Origin of the sequence: Shewanella sp. HL-SH2 (genome assembly GCF_051164935.1) — a bacterium.
In the GTDB taxonomy this organism is placed as follows: Bacteria; Pseudomonadota; Gammaproteobacteria; order Enterobacterales; family Shewanellaceae; genus Shewanella; species Shewanella glacialimarina.
In genome coordinates this window covers 1,711,933-1,732,494 of record NZ_CP195035.1, presented here as the reverse complement: position 1 = coordinate 1,732,494, position 20,562 = coordinate 1,711,933, and the positions used below count along the sequence as shown (strand labels likewise).

At 40.1% G+C, this 20,562-nt stretch carries 19 protein-coding genes and 1 pseudogene; 8 read left to right on the top strand and 12 right to left on the bottom strand.

The window, feature by feature from the left end:
* Positions 1–13: 13 nt before the first annotated feature.
* The 3 genes from ACRWP9_RS07530 (at position 14) to ACRWP9_RS07520 (ending at position 4,036) form a co-directional block, all read left to right on the top strand.
* Positions 14–982, top strand: a complete 969-nt coding sequence (locus ACRWP9_RS07530) for an AEC family transporter (protein ID WP_434928591.1) — start codon at positions 14–16, stop codon at positions 980–982.
* A 128-nt stretch (positions 983–1,110) separates the two neighbouring features.
* Complete coding sequence (gene recN, locus ACRWP9_RS07525; protein ID WP_434928590.1) at positions 1,111–2,769, top strand: DNA repair protein RecN; 1,659 nt, start codon at positions 1,111–1,113, stop codon at positions 2,767–2,769.
* A gap of 97 nt (positions 2,770–2,866) precedes the next feature.
* Positions 2,867–4,036 (top strand): hypothetical protein, encoded by a 1,170-nt coding sequence (locus ACRWP9_RS07520; protein WP_434928589.1) that lies wholly within the window; start codon positions 2,867–2,869, stop codon positions 4,034–4,036.
* Positions 4,037–4,043: 7 nt separating this feature from the next.
* On the opposite strand, the gene ACRWP9_RS07515 is transcribed toward ACRWP9_RS07520, so the two are convergent.
* The 9 genes from ACRWP9_RS07515 to glyA all read right to left on the bottom strand — a co-directional run bounded on the left by ACRWP9_RS07515 (position 4,044) and on the right by glyA (position 11,559).
* Entirely contained in the window at positions 4,044–4,538 is a 495-nt protein-coding gene (locus ACRWP9_RS07515; protein ID WP_434928588.1) for a phosphatidylglycerophosphatase A family protein, read from the bottom strand.
* Complete coding sequence (gene thiL, locus ACRWP9_RS07510; protein WP_434928587.1) at positions 4,538–5,494, bottom strand: thiamine-phosphate kinase; 957 nt, start codon at positions 5,492–5,494, stop codon at positions 4,538–4,540. Before thiL ends, ACRWP9_RS07515 begins: the two co-directional genes overlap by 1 nt.
* 87 nt (positions 5,495–5,581) lie before the next feature.
* A complete protein-coding gene (gene nusB / locus ACRWP9_RS07505) occupies positions 5,582–5,986 on the bottom strand; it encodes a transcription antitermination factor NusB (protein WP_226410668.1) in 405 nt (134 codons plus the stop codon).
* Positions 5,987–5,997: 11 nt separating this feature from the next.
* Positions 5,998–6,477, bottom strand: coding sequence for a 6,7-dimethyl-8-ribityllumazine synthase (ribH, locus tag ACRWP9_RS07500; protein ID WP_226410669.1), 480 nt, complete (start codon positions 6,475–6,477; stop codon positions 5,998–6,000).
* 122 nt (positions 6,478–6,599) lie between these two features.
* Positions 6,600–7,703, bottom strand: a complete 1,104-nt coding sequence (gene ribBA, locus ACRWP9_RS07495; RefSeq protein ID WP_226410670.1) for a bifunctional 3,4-dihydroxy-2-butanone-4-phosphate synthase/GTP cyclohydrolase II — start codon at positions 7,701–7,703, stop codon at positions 6,600–6,602.
* A 146-nt stretch (positions 7,704–7,849) separates the two neighbouring features.
* The gene (locus ACRWP9_RS07490) at positions 7,850–8,506 is read right to left on the bottom strand and encodes a riboflavin synthase (protein WP_226410671.1); all 657 of its coding nucleotides are present in this window, start codon (positions 8,504–8,506) and stop codon (positions 7,850–7,852) included.
* A gap of 57 nt (positions 8,507–8,563) precedes the next feature.
* Positions 8,564–9,700 (bottom strand): bifunctional diaminohydroxyphosphoribosylaminopyrimidine deaminase/5-amino-6-(5-phosphoribosylamino)uracil reductase RibD, encoded by a 1,137-nt coding sequence (ribD, locus tag ACRWP9_RS07485; RefSeq protein WP_434928586.1) that lies wholly within the window; start codon positions 9,698–9,700, stop codon positions 8,564–8,566.
* A 28-nt stretch (positions 9,701–9,728) separates the two neighbouring features.
* Entirely contained in the window at positions 9,729–10,178 is a 450-nt protein-coding gene (gene nrdR / locus ACRWP9_RS07480) for a transcriptional regulator NrdR (RefSeq protein ID WP_188840605.1), read from the bottom strand.
* Between the two features lie 127 nt (positions 10,179–10,305).
* A complete protein-coding gene (gene glyA, locus ACRWP9_RS07475) occupies positions 10,306–11,559 on the bottom strand; it encodes a serine hydroxymethyltransferase (RefSeq protein WP_226410673.1) in 1,254 nt (417 codons plus the stop codon).
* Positions 11,560–11,991: 432 nt separating this feature from the next.
* Here glyA and ettA point away from each other — a divergent pair, with 432 nt between their 5' ends.
* The 4 genes and pseudogenes from ettA (at position 11,992) to ACRWP9_RS07455 (ending at position 16,796) form a co-directional block, all read left to right on the top strand.
* The gene (gene ettA, locus ACRWP9_RS07470; RefSeq protein ID WP_226410674.1) at positions 11,992–13,659 is read left to right on the top strand and encodes an energy-dependent translational throttle protein EttA; all 1,668 of its coding nucleotides are present in this window, start codon (positions 11,992–11,994) and stop codon (positions 13,657–13,659) included.
* Between the two features lie 249 nt (positions 13,660–13,908).
* Positions 13,909–15,123 carry a hypothetical protein gene (locus ACRWP9_RS07465; protein WP_434928585.1) on the top strand — a complete coding sequence of 405 codons (1,215 nt, stop codon included), beginning with the start codon at positions 13,909–13,911 and terminating at the stop codon, positions 15,121–15,123.
* Positions 15,124–15,204: 81 nt separating this feature from the next.
* Positions 15,205–16,238, top strand: a pseudogene (locus tag ACRWP9_RS07460) (efflux RND transporter permease subunit); the annotation flags it as partial.
* An 84-nt stretch (positions 16,239–16,322) separates the two neighbouring features.
* Positions 16,323–16,796 (top strand): NYN domain-containing protein, encoded by a 474-nt coding sequence (locus ACRWP9_RS07455; protein WP_434928584.1) that lies wholly within the window; start codon positions 16,323–16,325, stop codon positions 16,794–16,796.
* A 22-nt stretch (positions 16,797–16,818) separates the two neighbouring features.
* Here ACRWP9_RS07455 and ACRWP9_RS07450 read toward each other — a convergent pair whose 3' ends face one another.
* Complete coding sequence (locus ACRWP9_RS07450; protein ID WP_434928583.1) at positions 16,819–17,244, bottom strand: OsmC family protein; 426 nt, start codon at positions 17,242–17,244, stop codon at positions 16,819–16,821.
* Between the two features lie 230 nt (positions 17,245–17,474).
* Here ACRWP9_RS07450 and ACRWP9_RS07445 point away from each other — a divergent pair, with 230 nt between their 5' ends.
* Complete coding sequence (locus ACRWP9_RS07445) at positions 17,475–17,915, top strand: thioesterase family protein (RefSeq protein WP_434928582.1); 441 nt, start codon at positions 17,475–17,477, stop codon at positions 17,913–17,915.
* Positions 17,916–18,023: 108 nt separating this feature from the next.
* Here ACRWP9_RS07445 and ACRWP9_RS07440 read toward each other — a convergent pair whose 3' ends face one another.
* Together ACRWP9_RS07440 and ACRWP9_RS07435 are read right to left on the bottom strand one after the other, a co-directional pair.
* Positions 18,024–19,526: a putative bifunctional diguanylate cyclase/phosphodiesterase gene (locus tag ACRWP9_RS07440; protein ID WP_434928581.1), complete on the bottom strand. Its 1,503-nt coding sequence runs from the start codon at positions 19,524–19,526 to the stop codon at positions 18,024–18,026.
* A gap of 65 nt (positions 19,527–19,591) precedes the next feature.
* Positions 19,592–20,434, bottom strand: a complete 843-nt coding sequence (locus tag ACRWP9_RS07435; protein ID WP_434928580.1) for an HDOD domain-containing protein — start codon at positions 20,432–20,434, stop codon at positions 19,592–19,594.
* Positions 20,435–20,562 lie beyond the last annotated feature (128 nt).

The window sequence follows — 20,562 nt, the reverse complement described above, 5'->3', positions numbered from 1 at the left end:
GGAATTGCGAGGGATGTCCAGTATTCTTACCCCGCTGATCGCTGTGTTTATTATTATGTTACTCGGCGGTATTGTTCAAAAATTAAGATTTCTACCAGCAGATACCAATCTAATCCTCAATCAATTTGTTTACTACATTGCCTTTCCAGCAATTTTATTGATTGTGCTCGCTGAAACGCGCATTGAAGATATTATTCAGTGGGGATTTATTGGTGGATTTAGCCTGGCGATGATCATCACCTACGCACTCGTGATAGTCGTATCCTTATGGAGCAAACCTAAGCAGCAAGCTATTGCAGCTATGCGCGCATTAAATGCCACCTTTGGCAATACAGCATTCATTGGTATTCCATTACTCAGCCTATTATTTCCAGGTAACAAAATCGCATTAGTCGCGGCAGCTATAGCCAGCCTGCTGTCGGTATTTATGTTTGCCTTTGCATTAGTCTCTATCGAACTTGCCAGCCGCGACAAACAGTCCGCAGATCATGCTATCGTCATTATGGCTAATGCATTATATAAAAATCCGATAGTGCTTGGCAGTATGATAGGTATAAGCTTATCGGCATTGCATATCACCTTACCCGAAAGCCTATCATTGGTGCTGCACCAAATAGGTAGTACCTCTAGCCCTTGCGCACTATTTGCCATAGGAATGGTACTTGCTAAAGCGTTTCAGCATCAATCTTTGTCAAAGCTATTCAGCCTTAGCCTGATTGCAGAAATAAGTTTAATCAACTTACTAAAATTAATAATTCAACCTTTTATTGCCTTTGGATTACTGAAACTCTTTAGCGTAGAACATGAACTACTGACTATGGGAGTGCTATTAGCCGCCTTGCCAACGGCAGCAAGCGTCTATTTATTGGCCGAACGATACCAAATAAATGCTAATAGCAGCGCACAAGGTATTCTATATGGCACATTAATGACCTTTGTTAGCTTACCTATAATAGAAACACTATTAAAATCTTATGGTTAATTAACACACTCAGATAGTCTAACAAATAACCAAAGATAATTTTCTGGCTACTACTTTACTGTATAAAAAATCAGTATATACTGTTTATCAATACAGTGGTTTGATAGTTTCATTGACAGGAATTCATTATGCTTTGCCAACTCAGCATCAACAATTTTGCTATTGTACGTTTTTTAGAATTAGATTTTAAAGCCGGTATGACCACCATAACGGGTGAGACAGGTGCAGGTAAATCTATTGCTATTGATGCGCTTGGTTTATGTTTAGGTAACCGCAGTGATGCCAATACGGTGAGACCTGGAGCTAATAAAACCGAAGTCAGTGCCCGCTTCACATTGCATGATGTGCCGCAAGCTAAGCGCTGGTTAGAAGATAATGACCTAGATAATGAAGATGACTGCATTTTACGCCGCACCATTAACAGTGATGGTCGCTCACGAGCTTATATCAATGGCAACCCGGTACCTATTGCCCAACTTAAAAGCATAGGCCAATTACTCATTGGTATTCATGGTCAGCATGCTCACCACGCAATGCTAAAAAGTGAGCATCAACTTACCCTACTAGACAGCTACGCCAACCATAAGCTGTTAATTGACACTGTACATGCCAGCTATCAACGTAATAAGCAGATCGAAAATGAGCTTAAAATGCTCGAACATGCGCAACATGAGCGTATATCCCGCAAACAGTTACTCCAATATCAAGTTGAAGAACTAGATGAATTTAATTTAGCTGACGGTGAATTTGTTGAAATAGAACAAGAACATAAACGCCTTGCTAATGGTACTGAACTGATTAAAACCTGTCAGGCCAGTTTAGATCTACTGACCGAAGGTGAAGAGTTCAACATAGAATCACTGCTAAATAAAGTGATTCATTTAGCAGATAATTTACAAAGCGTGGATGAAAAGTTAGCCCCTGTAGCCAGTATGCTTAATGAAGCATTAATTCAGATACAAGAAAGCACAGTTGAAATAGAAGACTACCTTAGCCGTTTAGAATTAGACCCTGAACACTTTACCTATTTAGAGAAGCGTTTAACCACCGCAATGCAACTTTCACGCAAGCATCATGTGAGTGCTGAAGACTTATCAGCTCATCATGCACAGCTAAAAGCTGAACTGGTTGGGTTGTCTGATGATGAAACTAAATTAGATGAGATTAAACAGGCGTTAGCTTTCAGCCGTGAGGCCTATTTAACCCATGCCCAAAAACTCAGTCAAAGCCGGGCTCGTTATGCTAAAGAGTTAGATAAATTAGTCACTCGTTCAATCCATGAATTAAACATGCCAAAAGGCCAATTTAATATTGCGGTAAACTTTAACCCTGAAATGAGTAACAGTTTGGGTTGTGACCAAGTGGAGTTTTTAGTTAGCACCAATCCAGGACAGCCATTACAACCGATTGCTAAAGTGGCTTCTGGTGGCGAACTATCGCGCATAGGCTTAGGTATACAAGTTATTACCGCTAAAAAAGTCTCTACCCCAACATTAATATTTGACGAGGTCGATGTGGGTATTTCAGGACCTACTGCAGCAGTTGTTGGCCGAATGTTAAGAAGTCTAGGGGATTCAACACAAGTCTTTTGTGTTACCCATTTACCGCAAGTGGCTGGTAATGGTCATCAACATATGTTTGTCAACAAGTTCAACAAAGGTGGGCAAACTGAAACGACAATGCAAAATTTAGATAAAGAGCAGCGCATAAACGAATTAGCCCGTTTATTAGGTGGCGATATTATCACTGAAAACACCCTAGCGAATGCCAGAGAACTGTTGCAATAAAGAGTTAAATACCACTAATATGGGCTTTCCCTAAATTCACTATAATGATCAACGAAATAGGGCCAGAATTAAAAGTATAATAAAATCAAGGGTAAGAATGCTTAAGTCAATACTTAAAATAGCCGTCTATAGTGTAGCTTCAATCATATTTTTGCTGGCTCTTATCTTTGCTGTTTTAGTTTATATTAATATTGAAGACCGCTACTTGTCAGTGAATACTCAACAATTGGAAAAGTGGGCTCAACTTGAAACGGTTAATGAAAGTCAGAACGCTTTTGTATTAGCGCAGCAGATAGTAGGTACACAGCAAGTCCCTTTAATCCTTCCTTTGTCAGATGTGCAGCACTTATTGCTGCAACAATATCAACAAACCTGCCATAAAGAATTAATTGAAAATTGTCATAATTTTATAACGGGTAACTTAGTAGATATTAAGTTTATGCTGACAAGTTATGTTGATTTAATTAATCAATATCAACAGATTATTACGTTGCCTTTGTGGCATGAAAGTCTAGATAACTCAGCAGGTAGACCACAAATTAATTTCACTAACTTATCTAATATTCAGATGCTTGCTGAGCTAAATGCATTATTGAGTTCACGCACTGGCAGCCCTAGTTTTATTAATGACTTTATTGATGCTGATTATCGATTTTGGAACAATATTTTTCATTCATCAAGCGACCTTGCAACCTTCTCTTTAGCGGGCAGTAAAATGCAAAAAAACCTAGCCTGGGGAGTGAAAATACTTGCTGCAGAAGCACCTCTTAATGGCACTTACCCTGCAGCGTGGAAACTTAGCAGTAAACTGTCAGAGGAAAGTATTCAAAGAGTATTTGCAGCAGAATATCTATTTGTAAAAGCTGTGATGATTGAAATGCTGAGTAATACCTACCCTTTATCTGATATTAACTATTATCAACAATGGCTTATTAGCCTTTTTTTCAAGTTAAATGACAGCCTTAACATGAATGCCGAAAGGGTCATGAATCAATACCAACAAGTCATCAAAAATCAATTAAGTGAAGCTATGGTGAGAGATTCAATGGCTGAATTAAAAGCAAAGGATGAGCAGAACGAGCAGAGTTTTGCGTATTGTGACTATGACTCAAGGATAGAAAAAATTTGGGCGATGAAATATAACCCAATAGGTAAAGTGATCAGCTGTTTAAACACGGATATGGTTAAATACTTTGAGCAATCTGAGAAAATCGCACAATTACAAAAACAATCAATACAACTTAGAAAAGAGAGCAAAAAACGTTAAAGTTGTATTATCCGAAAAAATAAGCACATGCCTGCAAACACATAAATGCAAAAACACCTGCTAAAATATCATCAATCATAATGCCAAAGCCGCCATGTACTTTGGCATCTAACCACCTGATTGGCCAGGGTTTGAGGATGTCAAAGAACCGGAAAAAACCAAAACCGACTAATAACCATATCCATCCTGCTGGAGCTGCAATTAACGTGATAAGTAAACCTGCCACTTCATCCCACACAATAGCTCCATGATCATGCACTTGCATATCACTTGCTGCCTTATCGCAAATATAAAACCCCACCAGCACGATTAATAGCGTCAAAGCTAAATATACTGGCAGACTTAAGTGACTCATTAATAGATATAAAGGTATGGCTGCAATAGTGCCGAAGGTGCCAGGGGCTTTAGCCGCTAAGCCGCTGCCAAAACCCAGTGCAAGGAAGTGAATAGGATTAGATAGACGTAAACGTTTCACCGCCGGGTCTTGAGAGAATAACTTCATTAAAAATGCTCGAAACCTTTAAACTCTGGCATGAAGGGCTGGCCGTCTAAAGTGAATTTGACTTTATCACCAGAACAAATCTGACCAACGTTAACAAACTTCACCCCCGAATGAATTAAGGCGGTATCTATTGCGCCACGCTGTGACTCGGGTACAGTGAATAATAGCTCATAATCTTCACCCCCAGTTAGAGCATAGGCTAGAGCTTGTTCAGCTGTCACGCTGTTTTTTAGTGAGCTAGACAATGGAATTGCATTAGCATTAATAGTCGCACCTACATTAGATGCTTTAAGAATATGGGACAGATCTGAGACTAAACCGTCAGATAAATCAATCGCACTAGATGCAAGACCACGTAACGCTTGTCCTGCTAGCACCCTTGGGGTGGGATAATAATGTCGGTTCAGTAAATATTCTTTATACTCTGGCTTAACCGCTTGCACTCCCCGCAGCATATCGAGTCCAAGGGCTGAATCCCCTAAAGTTCCGGTCACATATATCCAGTCACCGACTTTTGCACCGCTGCGCTTTAACGATTTACCTTTAGGAATTTGCCCATTAATGGTCAGGTTTATACAGCGGGGTCCTCGAGTGGTATCGCCCCCCACTAAAGCGACACTATAGTAGTCTGCGATTTCAAATAATCCATTACTAAAATCAGCAATCCATTGGGTATCGACCTCAGGTAAAGATAGCGCTAATGTCATCCAGGCAGGCTCAGCTCCCATGGCAGCTAAATCAGACAAATTCACTGCCAGTGATTTATAGCCAAGAGCATGTGCTGGCATATCAGCAAAAAAATGCACACCTTCAACTAAGGTATCGCATGAAATAGCAATCACCTTACCTTCGGCGGGTTGTACCAAAGCACAATCATCGCCAATACCTAAGATGACATCACGACGCTTTTGTCCACGGTTTTTAAAAAATTGTTCAATAAGTTGGAATTCTTTCACGCTAGCACTGGTCGGAAAAACCCGCCCACCTTATTTTTAAGCATGTTAATACAAAAAAAACGGTATCCGAAGATACCGTTTCTAGGATTACTTATTTCTAACGATTTTATCTAACAAACCGTTGACGAACTTGTGACTATCATCAGCTCCAAAAGCTTTAGCAAGTTCGATACCTTCATTGATGGCGACCTTAAAAGGGACATCTTTTTTGAAGGTCAGCTCAAATGTTGCTAAACGTACTATGGCTTTTTCAACCGGTGATACTTCACTAAAATCACGGTCTAAGTGTGGTTTTAGTAATTCATCTATCTGAGCGACTTTAGCTGTAACGCCCGCTAAAAGCTCACGAAAATAAGCAACATCAACACCGTCTAAACTTTGTTCGGTTAAAAACTCATGTTCAACATCAGCAACATTGTTGTCTGTTAGCTGCCATGAATAAATAGCTTGAACGGCTAAACGGCGTGCCTTGCGGCGCTCTGAAGGCTTCATTAAATTTCCTACTATACCAACTGTTTTTCTAACTCTTGAAGCACGTTAACCATTTCAAGCAAGCTTAATGCAGCTTCGCCGCCTTTATTGCCCGCTTTTGTACCTGAGCGCTCAATAGCTTGCTCAATGGTATCAGTTGTTAACACACCAAAAGAAACGGGGATGTCGTACTCTAATGCTACTTGAGCAAGTCCCTTATTACATTCACCGGCAACCATATCAAAATGAGGTGTTCCACCGCGGATCACAGCACCAAGTGAGATAATGCCATCAAACTTTCCACTTGCAGCAACTCGACGAGCAGCTAGTGGTAATTCCACGGCGCCAGGTACGCGCACAACAGTAATGTTTTCATCTGGAACCTGGCCAAAACGTTTTAAAGTATCTAGTGCGCCACTAAGCAGACTTTCAACAACAAAGCTATTGAAACGCGATACTACGATCGCCACTTTTGCATTTTTCGCTTCGATATTACCTTGAACTATGTTCATTTTTATCTTACCTAATTTAGCTAAAGCACCCAGCCTGGGCGAAAGAGGCGGTATGATAACACAGCCGACCACTCTGAGCGCAATGCAATTATTGAAAATTTTAAATTGAATTTATTAACAATTTATTCCGAAATATATTCAGTTACTTCCAAGCCGAAACCCGACAAAGAATGATACTGCTTAGGCGAACTCAACAAGCGCATACTGGTGACGCCAAGGCTTGATAAAATTTGTGACCCGACTCCAACACGACGTGACGTACCTTGCCACGGAGCTGGGGCCATTGCTTGACCATTATCCTCAGCTTCAAATGACTTCACTTTAGCAAGCATGCTGCTGGTGTGTTCTTGATTTCCAAGTAACACTAATACACCACCTTGCTCGGCGATTCGCGCCATCGCTTTTTCAAGCGGCCAACTGCGTTTTTGATCGCGTTCTGAATGCAATAAATCATTGAAAGTATTTTGTAAATGGACACGTACGAGTGTGTTATCACCCACATTGCCTTTGATCAAAGCATAATGGAGTTGGTTATCGATAGTGTCTCTAAATGTCACCATGTCGAACTCGCCAAAACGAGTAGGTAATTTACATTTTGCTTCACGTACAACGGTGGTTTCTTTGTTATTACGATACTCAATTAAATCGGCAATTGTGCCAATTTTAATACCGTGCTTCTCACTAAATACTTCTAAATCAGGACAGCGAGCCATAGTGCCGTCTTCATTCAAAATTTCAACAATAACACCTGACGGCTCAAAACCGGCAAGACGGGCTAAATCACAACCCGCTTCAGTATGACCTGCGCGGATCAATACGCCACCATCCTGTGCCATCAAAGGAAAAATATGCCCTGGTTGAACTAAATCTGATGCTTTGGCGTTTTTGGCCACAGCAGCTTTTACAGTTACAGCTCTGTCGTGGGCAGATATCCCTGTGGTAACACCTTCAGCCGCTTCAATAGATACGGTAAAATTAGTTGAGAATTGAGCGTTATTGTTGGTCACCATTAAAGGCAAATTTAACTGCTGACAGCGTGCTTTTGTCATTGTTTGACAAATTAGGCCACGGCCGAAAGTGGCCATAAAATTGATGGCCTCAGGCGTGACACAATCGGCTGCCATGATCAGATCGCCTTCATTTTCACGGTCTTCGTCATCCATTAAGATAACCATTTTACCGAGACGAATGTCTTCGATGATTTCTTCTATACTGTGTAAAGCCATGTAGGGACCTTTATTTGTTATTTAGGGTGATTATTTATGCTCAGCTCAATATATTCAAAGCAAAAACATGAGTCAAAATACTGTTCTATAAAGCGTAGAATAGGTTCTTATAAAGCTCAAAGCACTTTCTGATAAAATTCAACGGACTATTTCATATAGCCAGCATTGGCTAACATAGACAGAGTGACACCTGATTTAGGTTGCTGTTCATCCTGCGGCTGCATTAATCGTTCAAGATATCGGGCAATTAAGTCCACTTCAATATTTACGTTAGCGCCTGCTTTTAATTCGGTTAAGGTCGTTTCGCTTGCCGTGTGCGGCACAATAGTAAGTCTAAATTGATGACCTTTAACCTCATTTACGGTCAAGCTCACACCATCTATGGTAATTGAACCTTTGTGCGCAATGTATTTAGCTAAATCAGCAGGAGCTGACAACCAAAACTCAATCGCTTGTCCGCGATACTGACGCCCATCAACTTTAGCGATACCGTCAACATGGCCGCTGACCATATGACCACCTAAACGTGTTGTTGCTGTCACTGCCTTTTCTAAGTTAACTTTCTGGCCAACCTGGTAATGTGCAAATCCTGTTAAAGTAACCGTTTCAGCAGAAACATCGGCAACATAGCCATCAGCTAAACATTGTACTACGGTCAAACAGACGCCGTTTGTGGCAATGCTGTCGCCTAATTTTACATCGGATAAATCGAGTTTACCGCTAGCCACAGTTAACCGAATATCGTTACCTTTGCGCTCAATTTTGCGCAAGGTGCCTAGGGCTTCAATAATGCCTGTAAACATAGAGAGTCACTTTTCCTATTTCTGCCCAACAGAATTGAACATTAATGATGAGATATTTTAGCTTAAACCAAATACAAATCGTGTGTCTTGGCCGACATTTCGTTGATCTTTTAATACTATTTTAGGTATTTGATCCATTGATTGATAATCAGTTAAGCTCAGCATGTTGCGCCCTTCACTGCCTAATAACTTAGGCGCTTGGTATAAAACCAGTTCATCGACCAGATTATGCTCAATAAAACTGCCAGAAAGTGTCGCACCCGCCTCAACCACCACTGAGTTACAACTTTCGCCCAAATATTTCAACAAGATATTAAGACACACACGCCCTGCACTATTTGCTTTTACCTGCAGCAAACTAACATGGTTAGGAAAAAGTGCTTGTACAGCATCAGAGTAGCCACAGGTTGAAACTAATAGAATCGGTGTTTCAATACTGAATAGCATAAAATCTGCGGTTAATCGGGCTTGGGAATCTAACACGACTCTTAATGGCTGCTGTAGAGATGTGGGTGAAAGCGAACTTTTCAAGCTGCCAAGTTCTTCATAACGCACATTTAAGCTAGGATCATCTGCAATAATAGTTTCAACGCCCGTGATTAACGCGCAATGGCGGGCACGCATTCGTTGCACATCTTGTCTTGCTGCGGGACCGGTAATCCATTTAGAAACACCATTAGACAAGGCAGTTTTGCCATCTAAACTGGCGGCAACTTTCACCGTAACCCATGGCAAACCGGTTTTCATCCGCTTCATAAACCCTAGGTTTAACGTCAAAGCTTCAGCGGCTAATAAACCAACCTCAACTTGAATACCTGCATCTTGCAACATGGCAATACCGTTATCGGCTACTTGAGGGTTAGCGTCTTTCACTGCAATAACGACTCTAGCAACCTGGGCATTAATTAACCCTAAAGCGCAGGGCGGAGTACGTCCATAATGACTACAAGGCTCTAAAGTCACATAGGCTGTAGCACCAACGGTAGAATGTCCTTGTTTAGCGGCATCAGCCAATGCATTGACCTCAGCATGTCCTTGACCCGCAACTTGATGATAACCTTCACCAATAATAATTGAGTCTTGGACAAGTACGCAGCCAACAGATGGATTGGGGCGCGTAGTATAAAGACCTTTTCGCGCCAGCTGGATCGCACGACCCATCATTTGGGTATCAAATACACTAAAGCTAGTCATAAAAAGTTACTCAAGTCCTAGGGGAAGTTTATTTTTGCAATTTAGCAATCGCTTCGCCAAATTGTGACACATCTTCAAAAGCACGATAAACAGAGGCAAATCGAATATAAGCGACTTTATCTAGGCTCATTAATTGATCCATCATTAAATTACCTATCATCTCAGAATCAATTTCACGCTCACCTGTCGCGCGTAATGTGGACTTAATTTTAGTAATTGCTTGTTCGATTTCATCCATAGATACTGGACGCTTTTCCACCGCACGTAACATACCACCGCGAAGTTTTTCTTCATCAAAAGGTTGGCGGCTGCCATCACGTTTTATCACCCTAGGCATGACTAGCTCTGCACCTTCAAAGGTTGTAAAACGTTCATGGCATTCAGTGCATTCACGGCGACGGCGAACTTGGTGGCCATCTGCCACTAAACGTGAATCGATAACTTTAGTATCAGTCGCGCTACAAAATGGACAATGCATTGAACCTCCGAAAATAAAATGGCCACTAAAATTAGTGGCCATTAAAGTTTATCCTATTTACTCATCAAGGTTAAGCTAACCTTTAGGGATAGCATTAGTGATGAAAGGATATTCCGTGCAGCAGGAATTATCCGTAAACAGGGAACTTAGCGCATAAGGCCAACACTTGACCTTTTACGCTATCAATCACAGTTTGGTTTTGTGCGTCATCTAAAATGTCACAAATCCAACCCGTTAATTGCTTCGCTTCAGCTTCTTTAAAGCCACGGCGAGTAATAGCTGGGGTACCAATACGAACACCTGAAGTGACAAATGGTGAACGTGGATCATCAGGTACTGAGTTTTTATTAACAGTGATATTGGCACTACCTAACGCTGCATCAGCTTCTTTACCGGTTAAATCGCGACCGATTAAATCAACAAGCATTAAGTGGTTTTCAGTACCGCCAGAAACAATTTTGTATCCGCGCGCTAAAAATACTTCAACCATTGCTTTAGCATTTTTAACAACTTGTTGTTGGTAAACTTTAAACTCAGGCTCTAGTGCTTCTTTAAACGCAACCGCTTTACCAGCAATAACATGCATTAATGGGCCGCCTTGGCCACCAGGAAACACTGCAGAGTTTAATTTTTTGTATAAGTCTTCATCATTAGCTGCAGAAATAATGATACCGCCACGTGGGCCAGCTAATGTTTTATGCGTTGTAGAAGTAACAACATGTGCATGAGGTACTGGAGTTGGATAAACACCTGCAGCAATAAGGCCCGCAACGTGCGCCATATCCACAAAAAAGTATGCGCCAATTTTATCCGCTATTTCACGCATTCTGGCCCAGTCAACAATACCAGAATAAGCAGAGAAGCCACCAATCATCATCTTGGGTTTATGCTCTACCGCTAAACGTTCCATTTCGTCATAATCGATTTTGCCCGATTCATCAATACCATAAGGAATGATGTTATATAATTTACCGGAAAAGTTAACTGGTGAACCGTGGGTTAAATGACCGCCGTGAGCTAAATTCATACCAAGTACAGTGTCGCCAGGCTTCAACAACGCCATAAATACTGCACTGTTTGCTTGTGATCCTGAATGCGGTTGTACGTTGGCGTAAGTTGCACCAAATAACTCTTTAGCACGTTCAATTGCTAAGGTTTCAACAACATCAACATACTCGCAACCACCGTAGTAACGCTTACCTGGATAGCCTTCAGCATATTTATTGGTTAACTGTGAACCTTGAGCTTCCATAACACGTGGACTGGTATAGTTTTCAGATGCTATTAACTCGATGTGCTCTTCTTGGCGACAAGTTTCATCTTCAATGGCTTTAAATAGTTCTGGATCGTAATCCGCTATATTCATCGCTTTCTTAAGCATGGTAACTCCAACGGTAGGTTTTATATTAGTAGGGTTGCGCGGTATTCTACTCTGCAAATGCAAACAATCCCAGCCTTTACAGCATGAATTTAGTTACTAAACAACAATAGAAAATCTCATGCGAAATTGAAAATTACCTTAATTTACAATCGGTAACTTTTTCCACCTCGGCAATTTAAACATTTTTTTAAGCTGCAAAATGCGTAAAACAGTCACCAAAAACACTGTTCTATTTTTACGACTCTAAATGCTTATATTTAGCAGGTAAACATAACTGTAAGTTCAGCTTGCTGTTTAGACTAAATTCTAGCAAATCCGAGTTAGCACGTCACAAGATATAAAAATCGACTTATAACAATCAAAATCAGATTTAAGTTCGATTAAGATTCCATTAGAATCATCCTATTCTGTGTTAATCAATGTTGGAACCTCATGGCTCAATTTGTATATAGCATGCTAAGAGTGGGCAAAATTGTCCCACCTAAAAAGCAGATTTTAAAAGACATCTCTTTAAGTTTTTTCCCTGGCGCGAAAATCGGCGTATTAGGTTTAAACGGTTCAGGTAAATCAACACTGCTGCGCATTATGGCTGGTCTTGATACTGAGATTGAGGGCGAAGCTCGGCCTATGCCTGGCCTTAAAATTGGTTACTTACCACAGGAACCGAAATTAAACTTAAACCAAACCGTACGTGAAGCGGTTGAAGAAGCGGTAAGCGAAGCTAAAAACGCGCTGACTCGTTTAGATGAAGTTTATGCTTTATATGCTGAGCCTGATGCAGACTTTGATGCATTAGCAAAAGAGCAAGGCGAATTAGAAGCTATTATTCAAGCCCAGGATGCACATAATCTTGACAATGTATTAGAGCGCGCTGCCAATGCATTACGTCTGCCTGATTGGGATGAGAAAATTGAAGTATTATCGGGTGGTGAGCGTCGTCGAGTTGCTATTTGTCGCTTATTACTTGAAAAACCAGAGATGCTGTTACTTGACGAACCAACCAACCATTTAGATGCTGAATCGGTTGCTTGGCTGGAACACTTTTTACAAGAATATACTGGTACCGTAGTGGCTATTACCCATGACCGTTACTTCCTAGATAACGCTGCGGGTTGGATTTTAGAGCTTGACCGCGGAGAAGGTATTCCATGGGAAGGTAACTATTCTTCTTGGTTGGAACAGAAAAATGATCGTCTTAAGCTAGAGTCAGCCACAGAAAGTGCGCGTCAAAAGACTATCGCCAAAGAGTTAGAATGGGTACGTCAAGGCGCTAAAGGCCGTCAATCCAAAGGCAAAGCACGTATGGCGCGCTTTGAAGAGTTAAACACTAACGATTACCAAAAACGTAATGAAACCAATGAACTATTCATTCCACCTGGACCACGCTTAGGCGATAAAGTCATTGAGATTACCAACTTAACTAAATCCTATGGCGATCGGGTATTAATTGATGATTTAACCTTCACTGTGCCTAAAGGCGCAATTGTCGGTATTATTGGTGCTAACGGCGCGGGTAAGTCAACATTGTTTAAAATGATATCTGGTACAGAACAACCTGATAGCGGCACTATCTCTGTGGGTGAATCGGTGCAAATAGCCTCAGTAGATCAGTTCCGTGATTCAATGAATGATAAAAATACCGTTTGGCAAGAGATCTCCGGCGGTCAGGATATTATGAAAGTCGGTAATATGGAGATACCAAGCCGAGCTTATGTTGGTCGTTTTAACTTCCGCGGTGGAGACCAGCAAAAAATTATCGGCACTTTATCAGGGGGTGAGCGCAACCGTGTGCACCTATCTAAATTGCTTCAAGCTGGTGGTAACGTATTACTACTCGATGAGCCTACCAATGACTTAGATGTGGAAACCTTGCGCGCATTAGAAGAAGCGTTATTAGAGTTTCCAGGTTGCGCCATGGTCATTTCACATGACCGTTGGTTCTTAGATCGTATTGCTACCCACATTCTAGATTACCGTGATGAAGGTAAAGTGAACTTCTATGAAGGTAACTATACTGAATATTCTACTTGGCTGAAAAGCACTTATGGTGCTGATATTGTTGAGCCGCATCGCTTAAAATACAAGCGAATGACAAAATAAAACAACGTTACTAACAACAGGGGCTGCGGCTCCTGTTTTATTATTGTTTAATAATTGTGAGATGAAACACAACGCATTACGTCAATTTTTTGTCATTTATACTCAATCCTCGCCATAATCTGTTTGTAAACCCCTAACAAGTTAAGTATTATCACTTATTAATGGATTATTTTGTGCGTTGCTGATTTTTGTTAACAATTTCATTTTGCAGCGATTGTATAAGCTAATAGTTATTCAACGGAGATATCAGTGAGATACGGTTCAATTAGCCTTGCGTTATTGTGCTTATTTGCGAGCAACTCTTTTGCTGCATTAGAAGTCATCAACCCAGAAGAAGAAAGACGTCTAACTCAAATTGAAGATCAATTCGATATTGATGCGCTATTAATTTCAGTTAATAACAAATTTACCCAACATAATAAGAAAGCCTTCGATATTGAAGAGTTAGTTGAAAAAATTGAAAGTGAAAAATTATCGTATGATATGTTAATCACTGATTTACCTAAAAAAATTCTTGCTAAAGATAATTTACCTCAAGTCTATAAGCAAATTGAATCAACAGTAAATAAGATTGATGAGCTTGAAACTCGCTCAGTTCAAGAGTCGGCAGCGTTAGAAGCTGAAAACACTGAAATTTTGGCAGAATACAACGCGATTAATAGTAAGCGTACTGAACAAAGTAAACAGTTATTTAAGCTAAAAACCGATATCACTAATCGCTTGATTGGCGATTTATCAAAATCAAGTAGTAGTCTACCGGTTAATATTAACGGTTCGACTGAGTGTTCTAAGTACCAGTCTATTACTGAATGTTTGAAAGAGTCTAAAAGCTTTATTCTAACTAACACTCGTAATGAGTCACCTTTTTTGAACGATAAAAGTGTCCTGTTGTCGTACGAAGTAGTCGATGCCAACATGAACATGAATGGCAACTTAAACTACAAAGTGGCGATGAAATTTAAACCATCATATAACAACAAAATTGACCAGTTACTCAATGAACGATTAGGCTTAAGCTCAGCCATGATCACTCTGGTCAGTAATGTGCCTGCCGATTGGTTTGTTAATGGTGTAAAAATTGGTACTGGTAAAGAACTCTTCCATGAAATTCCATTAGGTAAACATGGCATTTTGGCTTCATACCAATCAAAAGATAAATCAAGTGTTGAGAATATTGAAGGCAACGGCGTATTTAATTACACCTTTGACTCATCAGGTTCAACCCTAAGAAAAACTAATAACACCGAATCTCCACGGGTTGCCGCTGAATCGCCTAAAGGTGAGATCAAGCAAAAACCAAAAGCTAAATACACTTTAATGGCAGATCAAACAAGCATTAAAGAAACCAAAGAACCAGAAGCGAAAAAGTCACTGTCTGATCGAGGTTATGAGTATTTTATGGGTGTCACACCGTCAAATAAAAAGCAAAATTTTGAATTTACCAATGAACCGGTAGAAAAATAATTTACTCGATATTAGCTTAACGCTTAATCAAGCCATGCCACAGTGCATGGCTTTTTTATGACGCTATTTTATCCACGTATCAAAATATCCCTTTCCTGGGCAATACACTGGCGACTTGCTGCACCAATCGTGATTATGGCTTGTCTTGGTGGCAGTTAGTTACTGATACCATCACAATTAGCGCCGCAAGAAGATCGCGTTGTGCTGTATGCCTTTATTAAAGCTGCTGAGGGGGCAAGCTATAACCGCATGATAACCAATCTGGACATAGTTGAACAAAGGTTAATGCCATTATTAGGTCAAGGCACGTTCAAGTCATTTAGTATTCAAGCACCGGCCTTTGGTGGTCGAGCGGGTGATCAAACTGGTTTTGTTATTATGCAATCAGAAGATTGGGCAGACAGGAATGCTCATGTAAAACAAGCTTTAGCACTCATTTCATTAACCCTTAAAGATATTCCAGATGTCACGGTGCGGCCTATGATGCCAGGCTTTAGAGGTCAATCTAGCGAACCTGTAAAGTTTGTATTAGGCGGGTCTGACTATCATGAATTACTCAAATGGCCCAAGAACTTCAACAAGAAGCCGATACTAGCCCTATTCTTGAAGGCGCTGATAAGCAAAAATCAATTACCCTCAAAGCTAACTTAGGTGAAGGCTACCCCTTAGGAGAAGTGTTAAGCTTTCTTGAACAGCGCGCTTTCGAATTAATCCCCGCAGACATCTCCATTACATATACTGGAGAATCCAAAGATTTTAAAGAAATTCAAAGTGGCGTTATCATTGTATTTGGCTTAGCGTTATTAATTGCCTACTTAGTTTTAACGGCGCAATTTGAAAGTTTTATTAATCCTTTAATTGTTATGCTGACTGTTCCTATGGGGATATTCGGCGGGTTTATTGGGTTAGTGCTTACCAGCCAAGGTATTAATATTTAAATTCAAATTGCGGTTGGTACTGTGATATTTTTTGGGATGGCATTCGCTACTCTAGTAACCCTGTTTGTTATACCCGCTATGTATCGGTTAATTTCAGCATCAACCAAATCACCTGGCTTTGTGGCCAAACAATTAGAAGAGGCGATTGAAAAACAACGTCAGGCAAAGCTTACATAATGCTTAAGTTTAATAGTGTTTGGCTTAATATGGTAGCATGCACTATTAATGCTTTATTAAACTCATGTATCAAAAGGTTGATTAATGTATAAAATTGCTGTGTTTGTTGATGTTCAAAATGTTTATTACACCTGTAAACAAGCTTTTGATCGCAGCTTTAACTACCGTGAGTTATACAAAAAATTAGCTGACAGGGGCGAGATTACCCATGCAATTGCTTATGCAATTGCGCCAAATGATGATGGTCAAGTCAAGTTTCAAGATGCGCTAAAATACATCGGCTTTACGGTTAAAACAAAACCCTACATACAACGCAGTGATGGCTCAGCCAAAGGTGATTGGGATGTAGGGATTACCATTGATATGCTTGAACTGTCCGCTGACGTTAATGAAGTTATTTTACTGTCAGGGGACGGTGATTTTGACTTACTGATTAAAGCGATTAACCGTAAATATGACTGTTTAACCCATGTGATCAGTGTGCCACGGTTAACGGCAAAGTCGCTCACAGATCAATGTCAGCAGCATACCCCAATAGATTTTACACTGCTGCGATAATCGGCAAGTTATTCAAAGCACTTTATTTAGCAATATGGCTGACTAAAGTAGGGTTGAGTAAATTATCGTGTACCGGACAGCGATGACATACTTCATCAAGAAATACCTGCTTTTGTTGTTCATCTAAATCTGCATCAATCGTCGCAATTAAATCAATCTGCTTAAAGCCAATTGGGTCATCCGTTGGCTGTCCTGATAATCCTGCAGTATTTACCACAGCTTTAACTTGCATATCAAACTGACGAATATGGACTTTTTTATCACGCGCAACCATTTTGGCAATGGCAGAAATACATCCTGCAAGTGAAAATAAAAACGTTTCTAATGGGTTTGCCCCTTCATTACCCGCTGTGGGTTGATCTATGATCAATGTGTGCTCACGAATTTGGGCAGTCACTTTCCAACCTTCACCCATAGTGGTGTTTACTTCAATAATTTTGTCCGCCATAGAGCACCATCCATTTCAACAATATTAAATTTACATTAGAAAAATCTTATGGATTTAATTATACCTTTGATTTTTGCATAATGGCAATGGTTACTAAAAATACCATTATTCTATGTTTAATATATTCACTGAAAAGTTGTTCAAAATCCTCTACACTGCCATCGTTTCATTTCGACTTACACGCTAATAATGCACCGTTTTATACAAACGATAAAACAGTTAGGAAAATTATGAACAAACCTGCTAATCACAACTCGCTCATTTGGAGTGATACAGCTCACTTTGCCGTACAAATTTATTATGAAGACACTGATTTTTCAGGCGTGGTTTATCATCCTAATTTTTTAAAGTACTTTGAACGTGCCCGTGAACACGTTATTGGGGCGAGTGTATTGCAACAACTTTGGAATGAACAAGGTTTGGGTTTTGCGGTATATAAAAGCGATATGATTTGTCATGACGGGGTGGAATTTGCAGATATTATTGATGTTAGAACCCAATTTTGCTTTGAAAGTAAATATCGCACTATATGGAAGCAAGAGATATGGCGCCCTAATGCCAATAAAGCAGCGGTGACCGCTAATATTGAAATGGTTTGTATGAATAAAAACCGACAACTCGCACCGATGACATCTGACTTAATTGCATTGCTTAATAAGACTATGCCTTAATACTATTAAGGCCTGTTTAATCGGTAATAGTTTTATTAAGGTTATCAGGGTAATGAGTCATATTAACGCTATATAACTTTAGCGAGTGACAATAAGTACCATCACTAATTATAAATAAGCCTGAAATTGGGATAGCTTTGGGTAAGCAAAGGCAAACTCAGTGGCATCACAAGGCTTAGAAAAGTAATCTCCTTGAATACGGTCAACACCAAACTCAGTTAACGTTTGTAAAATACTGAGCGTTTCAACGCCTTCAACTGTTACTTCAAATCCCAGTTCCTTAGCCAGCGCGATGGTCATTTTTACAATACTTTGCGCTTGTTTTTCATCTTGAAAACCTTCCAAAAACGCCTTATCTATTTTGACTTCATTGACCGGTAAATGGCGTAAATAAGCCAGCGAAGAATGACCGGTTCCAAAATCATCAATAGCCACTTTCATGCCTATTGCCTGTAAAGCCTCTACCGTACTGATTACGTACTCAACAGATTCCATCAAAGTGCTTTCGGTTATTTCAATCATCAAGCATTCAGCCGGAACTAAATAACGTTGCAGTGTGGAGGTAATATTATTAACCAAGTGCTCATTGTGTAAATCTGCACTGGATAAATTAATCGCCACTTTGACATTAATCCCCTGCTCTCGCCACTTAGCCTGCTGAGATACCACTTGCTCTAATACCCAATCGCTGATCATTCCGATCATACCGGTTTTCTCAGCTAAAGGAATAAACTCATTGGGTGAAACATCGCCCAAACCTTCATGATGCCAACGAATAAGAGCCTCAACTTCAACACACTTACCGGCCTTAATATCTAACTTCGGCTGATAAACCATAAACAGTTTATTTTGCCGTAAATTTTTGGGCAAACTATTTATAATCAATAACTCACGATACTGTTTCTTATCGTCATCTTTATCGTAGTAAGCGATATGATTACGGTGCAGCTTAGATTTTTTTAACGCTAAATCTAATCGACGCAGCATAATGCTCACATCGCCATGATGTTCCGCTAAAGCTAGTACCCCTAACTGAACTGTAACACTGATCGGTTGTTGTTCTATTTCGAATGGCTGTTGCAACAGCTGCTTTATTTCAATTAAATATTCATCGCTTACGCTATTGGGGAAAAATAACAAAAATTCGTTGCCATTCATCCGAGCAACAAACTGAGCTTTTTCCGGTAGACCCTCAACACGATGAGCAAAGGCCTTCAACAAAGAGTCACCAAAAACAAAACCGAATAAGTCGTTTACAAAGCGAAACTGTTTAATATCAATTAGCACAATCATGCCTTGTTTTATCGGCATACGACTAAGCATTTTGCGCTTAAAACCGACTCGATTTGATAAACCGGTGAGCTTGTCGCGTTCAACGTTAAAAGGAATGGATTTCTGTAAATTGGTTAACACAGTAATAAGCGGAGTGAACGCTTTGGGAGCAAGGCCAAAATCAACGGGAGAAATCATTTGTAGCTGGCGTTCTAACGTGTATGTCAGATGGCGTAAATATCGTTTTAGACGCCAACAATAAATGCCACCAACAGCCAGGATAATGCCGAGTAAGGTAGCAAACATGAGCACACTAAATAGATATACTGTCTGAGTCATTAAATTGTTTTATTCACGTTATACCAGCACAAATAATTATTATCATCCGCAATTGTTAGTATTAATTATTCATAACTTTCTTTAATTGAATGATATAGATCAGTAAACACATCACTGCCTAAATCCTCTGGCGTTACAGGTAATCCTCGATCAGCGAAAACACTGAGACGCTGCTCTAACTCTTCACCCGCACGCAACTCTCCGGTATAAAAAGCGGCTGAGCGAATAAAGTCTAAATAGGTGACGCGCTCTGGCAAATAATGTAAATCAGCCCATCGTTCAACCACTTCAGTCACTTCAGGGGCAAAGTCCCAACTTTTCAATACAGCTCGACCTATAGGCCCTTGCATTTTACGTACTAAGCCGCGTAGCTGATCGATACTGGCAAATAACTCTGGGTGTAATTCTGCTTCAGACAATATTGGTAATGCACCAATATTATGTACCAATCCCGCTAAGGTAAGGGTTTCGCGGTCTAATTTTTTACTTGGATTACGCTTATTATAAATCTCTAACATTGCACAAGCCGCTGCTGTCACTTCAATAGATGTTTTCCATACTTCATCCATGACTTCCCAGACCATTTCATTAGTCGAGATAAATAGCTGCTCCATTGCAACAGAAGTCGTAATTGATTTAATTTGAATTAAGCCGATACGGTTTACCGCTGCAGTTATATTCTCGGCTTTGTTGCCTCTTGAATATAATGCGCTATTAGCCACTTTAATGATCCGGGCAGAAATAGCCGCATCTTGGCCAATAATATCACCCACTTGTTTCAAACTAGAGTCAGCACGGGAAACCACTTCTTGAACTCTCATGGCCACTTCAGGCAATGTTGGAAGTACTAATGAGTCGTCTTTTAGTTTTTTTAATAAGCTGACTAGTAGTTGATGTTCAGTAGACATATTGTCTCCATCAAAAAAAGGAAAATCGTTAAGAATAGAATTGTATACCGAATACAGGCTAATGTGCGAGTTAAGCTAATCAAAATCATTACAATGTTAAAACTTTACTAACAAAATTATATTACCAC

Bases quoted from the DNA above. Each gene is read 5' to 3' on its own strand.
- ACRWP9_RS07530 (WP_434928591.1), top strand. From the start codon at position 14: ATGTCCAGTATTCTTACCCCGCTGATCGCTGTGTTTATTATTATGTTA.
- recN (WP_434928590.1), top strand. From the start codon at position 1,111: ATGCTTTGCCAACTCAGCATCAACAATTTTGCTATTGTACGTTTTTTA.
- ACRWP9_RS07520 (WP_434928589.1), top strand. From the start codon at position 2,867: ATGCTTAAGTCAATACTTAAAATAGCCGTCTATAGTGTAGCTTCAATC.
- ACRWP9_RS07515 (WP_434928588.1), bottom strand. From the start codon at position 4,538: ATGAAGTTATTCTCTCAAGACCCGGCGGTGAAACGTTTACGTCTATCT.
- nusB (WP_226410668.1), bottom strand. From the start codon at position 5,986: ATGAAGCCTTCAGAGCGCCGCAAGGCACGCCGTTTAGCCGTTCAAGCT.
- ribH (WP_226410669.1), bottom strand. From the start codon at position 6,477: ATGAACATAGTTCAAGGTAATATCGAAGCGAAAAATGCAAAAGTGGCG.
- ribBA (WP_226410670.1), bottom strand. From the start codon at position 7,703: ATGGCTTTACACAGTATAGAAGAAATCATCGAAGACATTCGTCTCGGT.
- ACRWP9_RS07490 (WP_226410671.1), bottom strand. From the start codon at position 8,506: ATGTTTACAGGCATTATTGAAGCCCTAGGCACCTTGCGCAAAATTGAG.
- ribD (WP_434928586.1), bottom strand. From the start codon at position 9,700: ATGACTAGCTTTAGTGTATTTGATACCCAAATGATGGGTCGTGCGATC.
- nrdR (WP_188840605.1), bottom strand. From the start codon at position 10,178: ATGCATTGTCCATTTTGTAGCGCGACTGATACTAAAGTTATCGATTCA.
- glyA (WP_226410673.1), bottom strand. From the start codon at position 11,559: ATGCTTAAGAAAGCGATGAATATAGCGGATTACGATCCAGAACTATTT.
- ettA (WP_226410674.1), top strand. From the start codon at position 11,992: ATGGCTCAATTTGTATATAGCATGCTAAGAGTGGGCAAAATTGTCCCA.
- ACRWP9_RS07455 (WP_434928584.1), top strand. From the start codon at position 16,323: ATGTATAAAATTGCTGTGTTTGTTGATGTTCAAAATGTTTATTACACC.
- ACRWP9_RS07450 (WP_434928583.1), bottom strand. From the start codon at position 17,244: ATGGCGGACAAAATTATTGAAGTAAACACCACTATGGGTGAAGGTTGG.
- ACRWP9_RS07445 (WP_434928582.1), top strand. From the start codon at position 17,475: ATGAACAAACCTGCTAATCACAACTCGCTCATTTGGAGTGATACAGCT.
- ACRWP9_RS07440 (WP_434928581.1), bottom strand. From the start codon at position 19,526: ATGACTCAGACAGTATATCTATTTAGTGTGCTCATGTTTGCTACCTTA.
- ACRWP9_RS07435 (WP_434928580.1), bottom strand. From the start codon at position 20,434: ATGTCTACTGAACATCAACTACTAGTCAGCTTATTAAAAAAACTAAAA.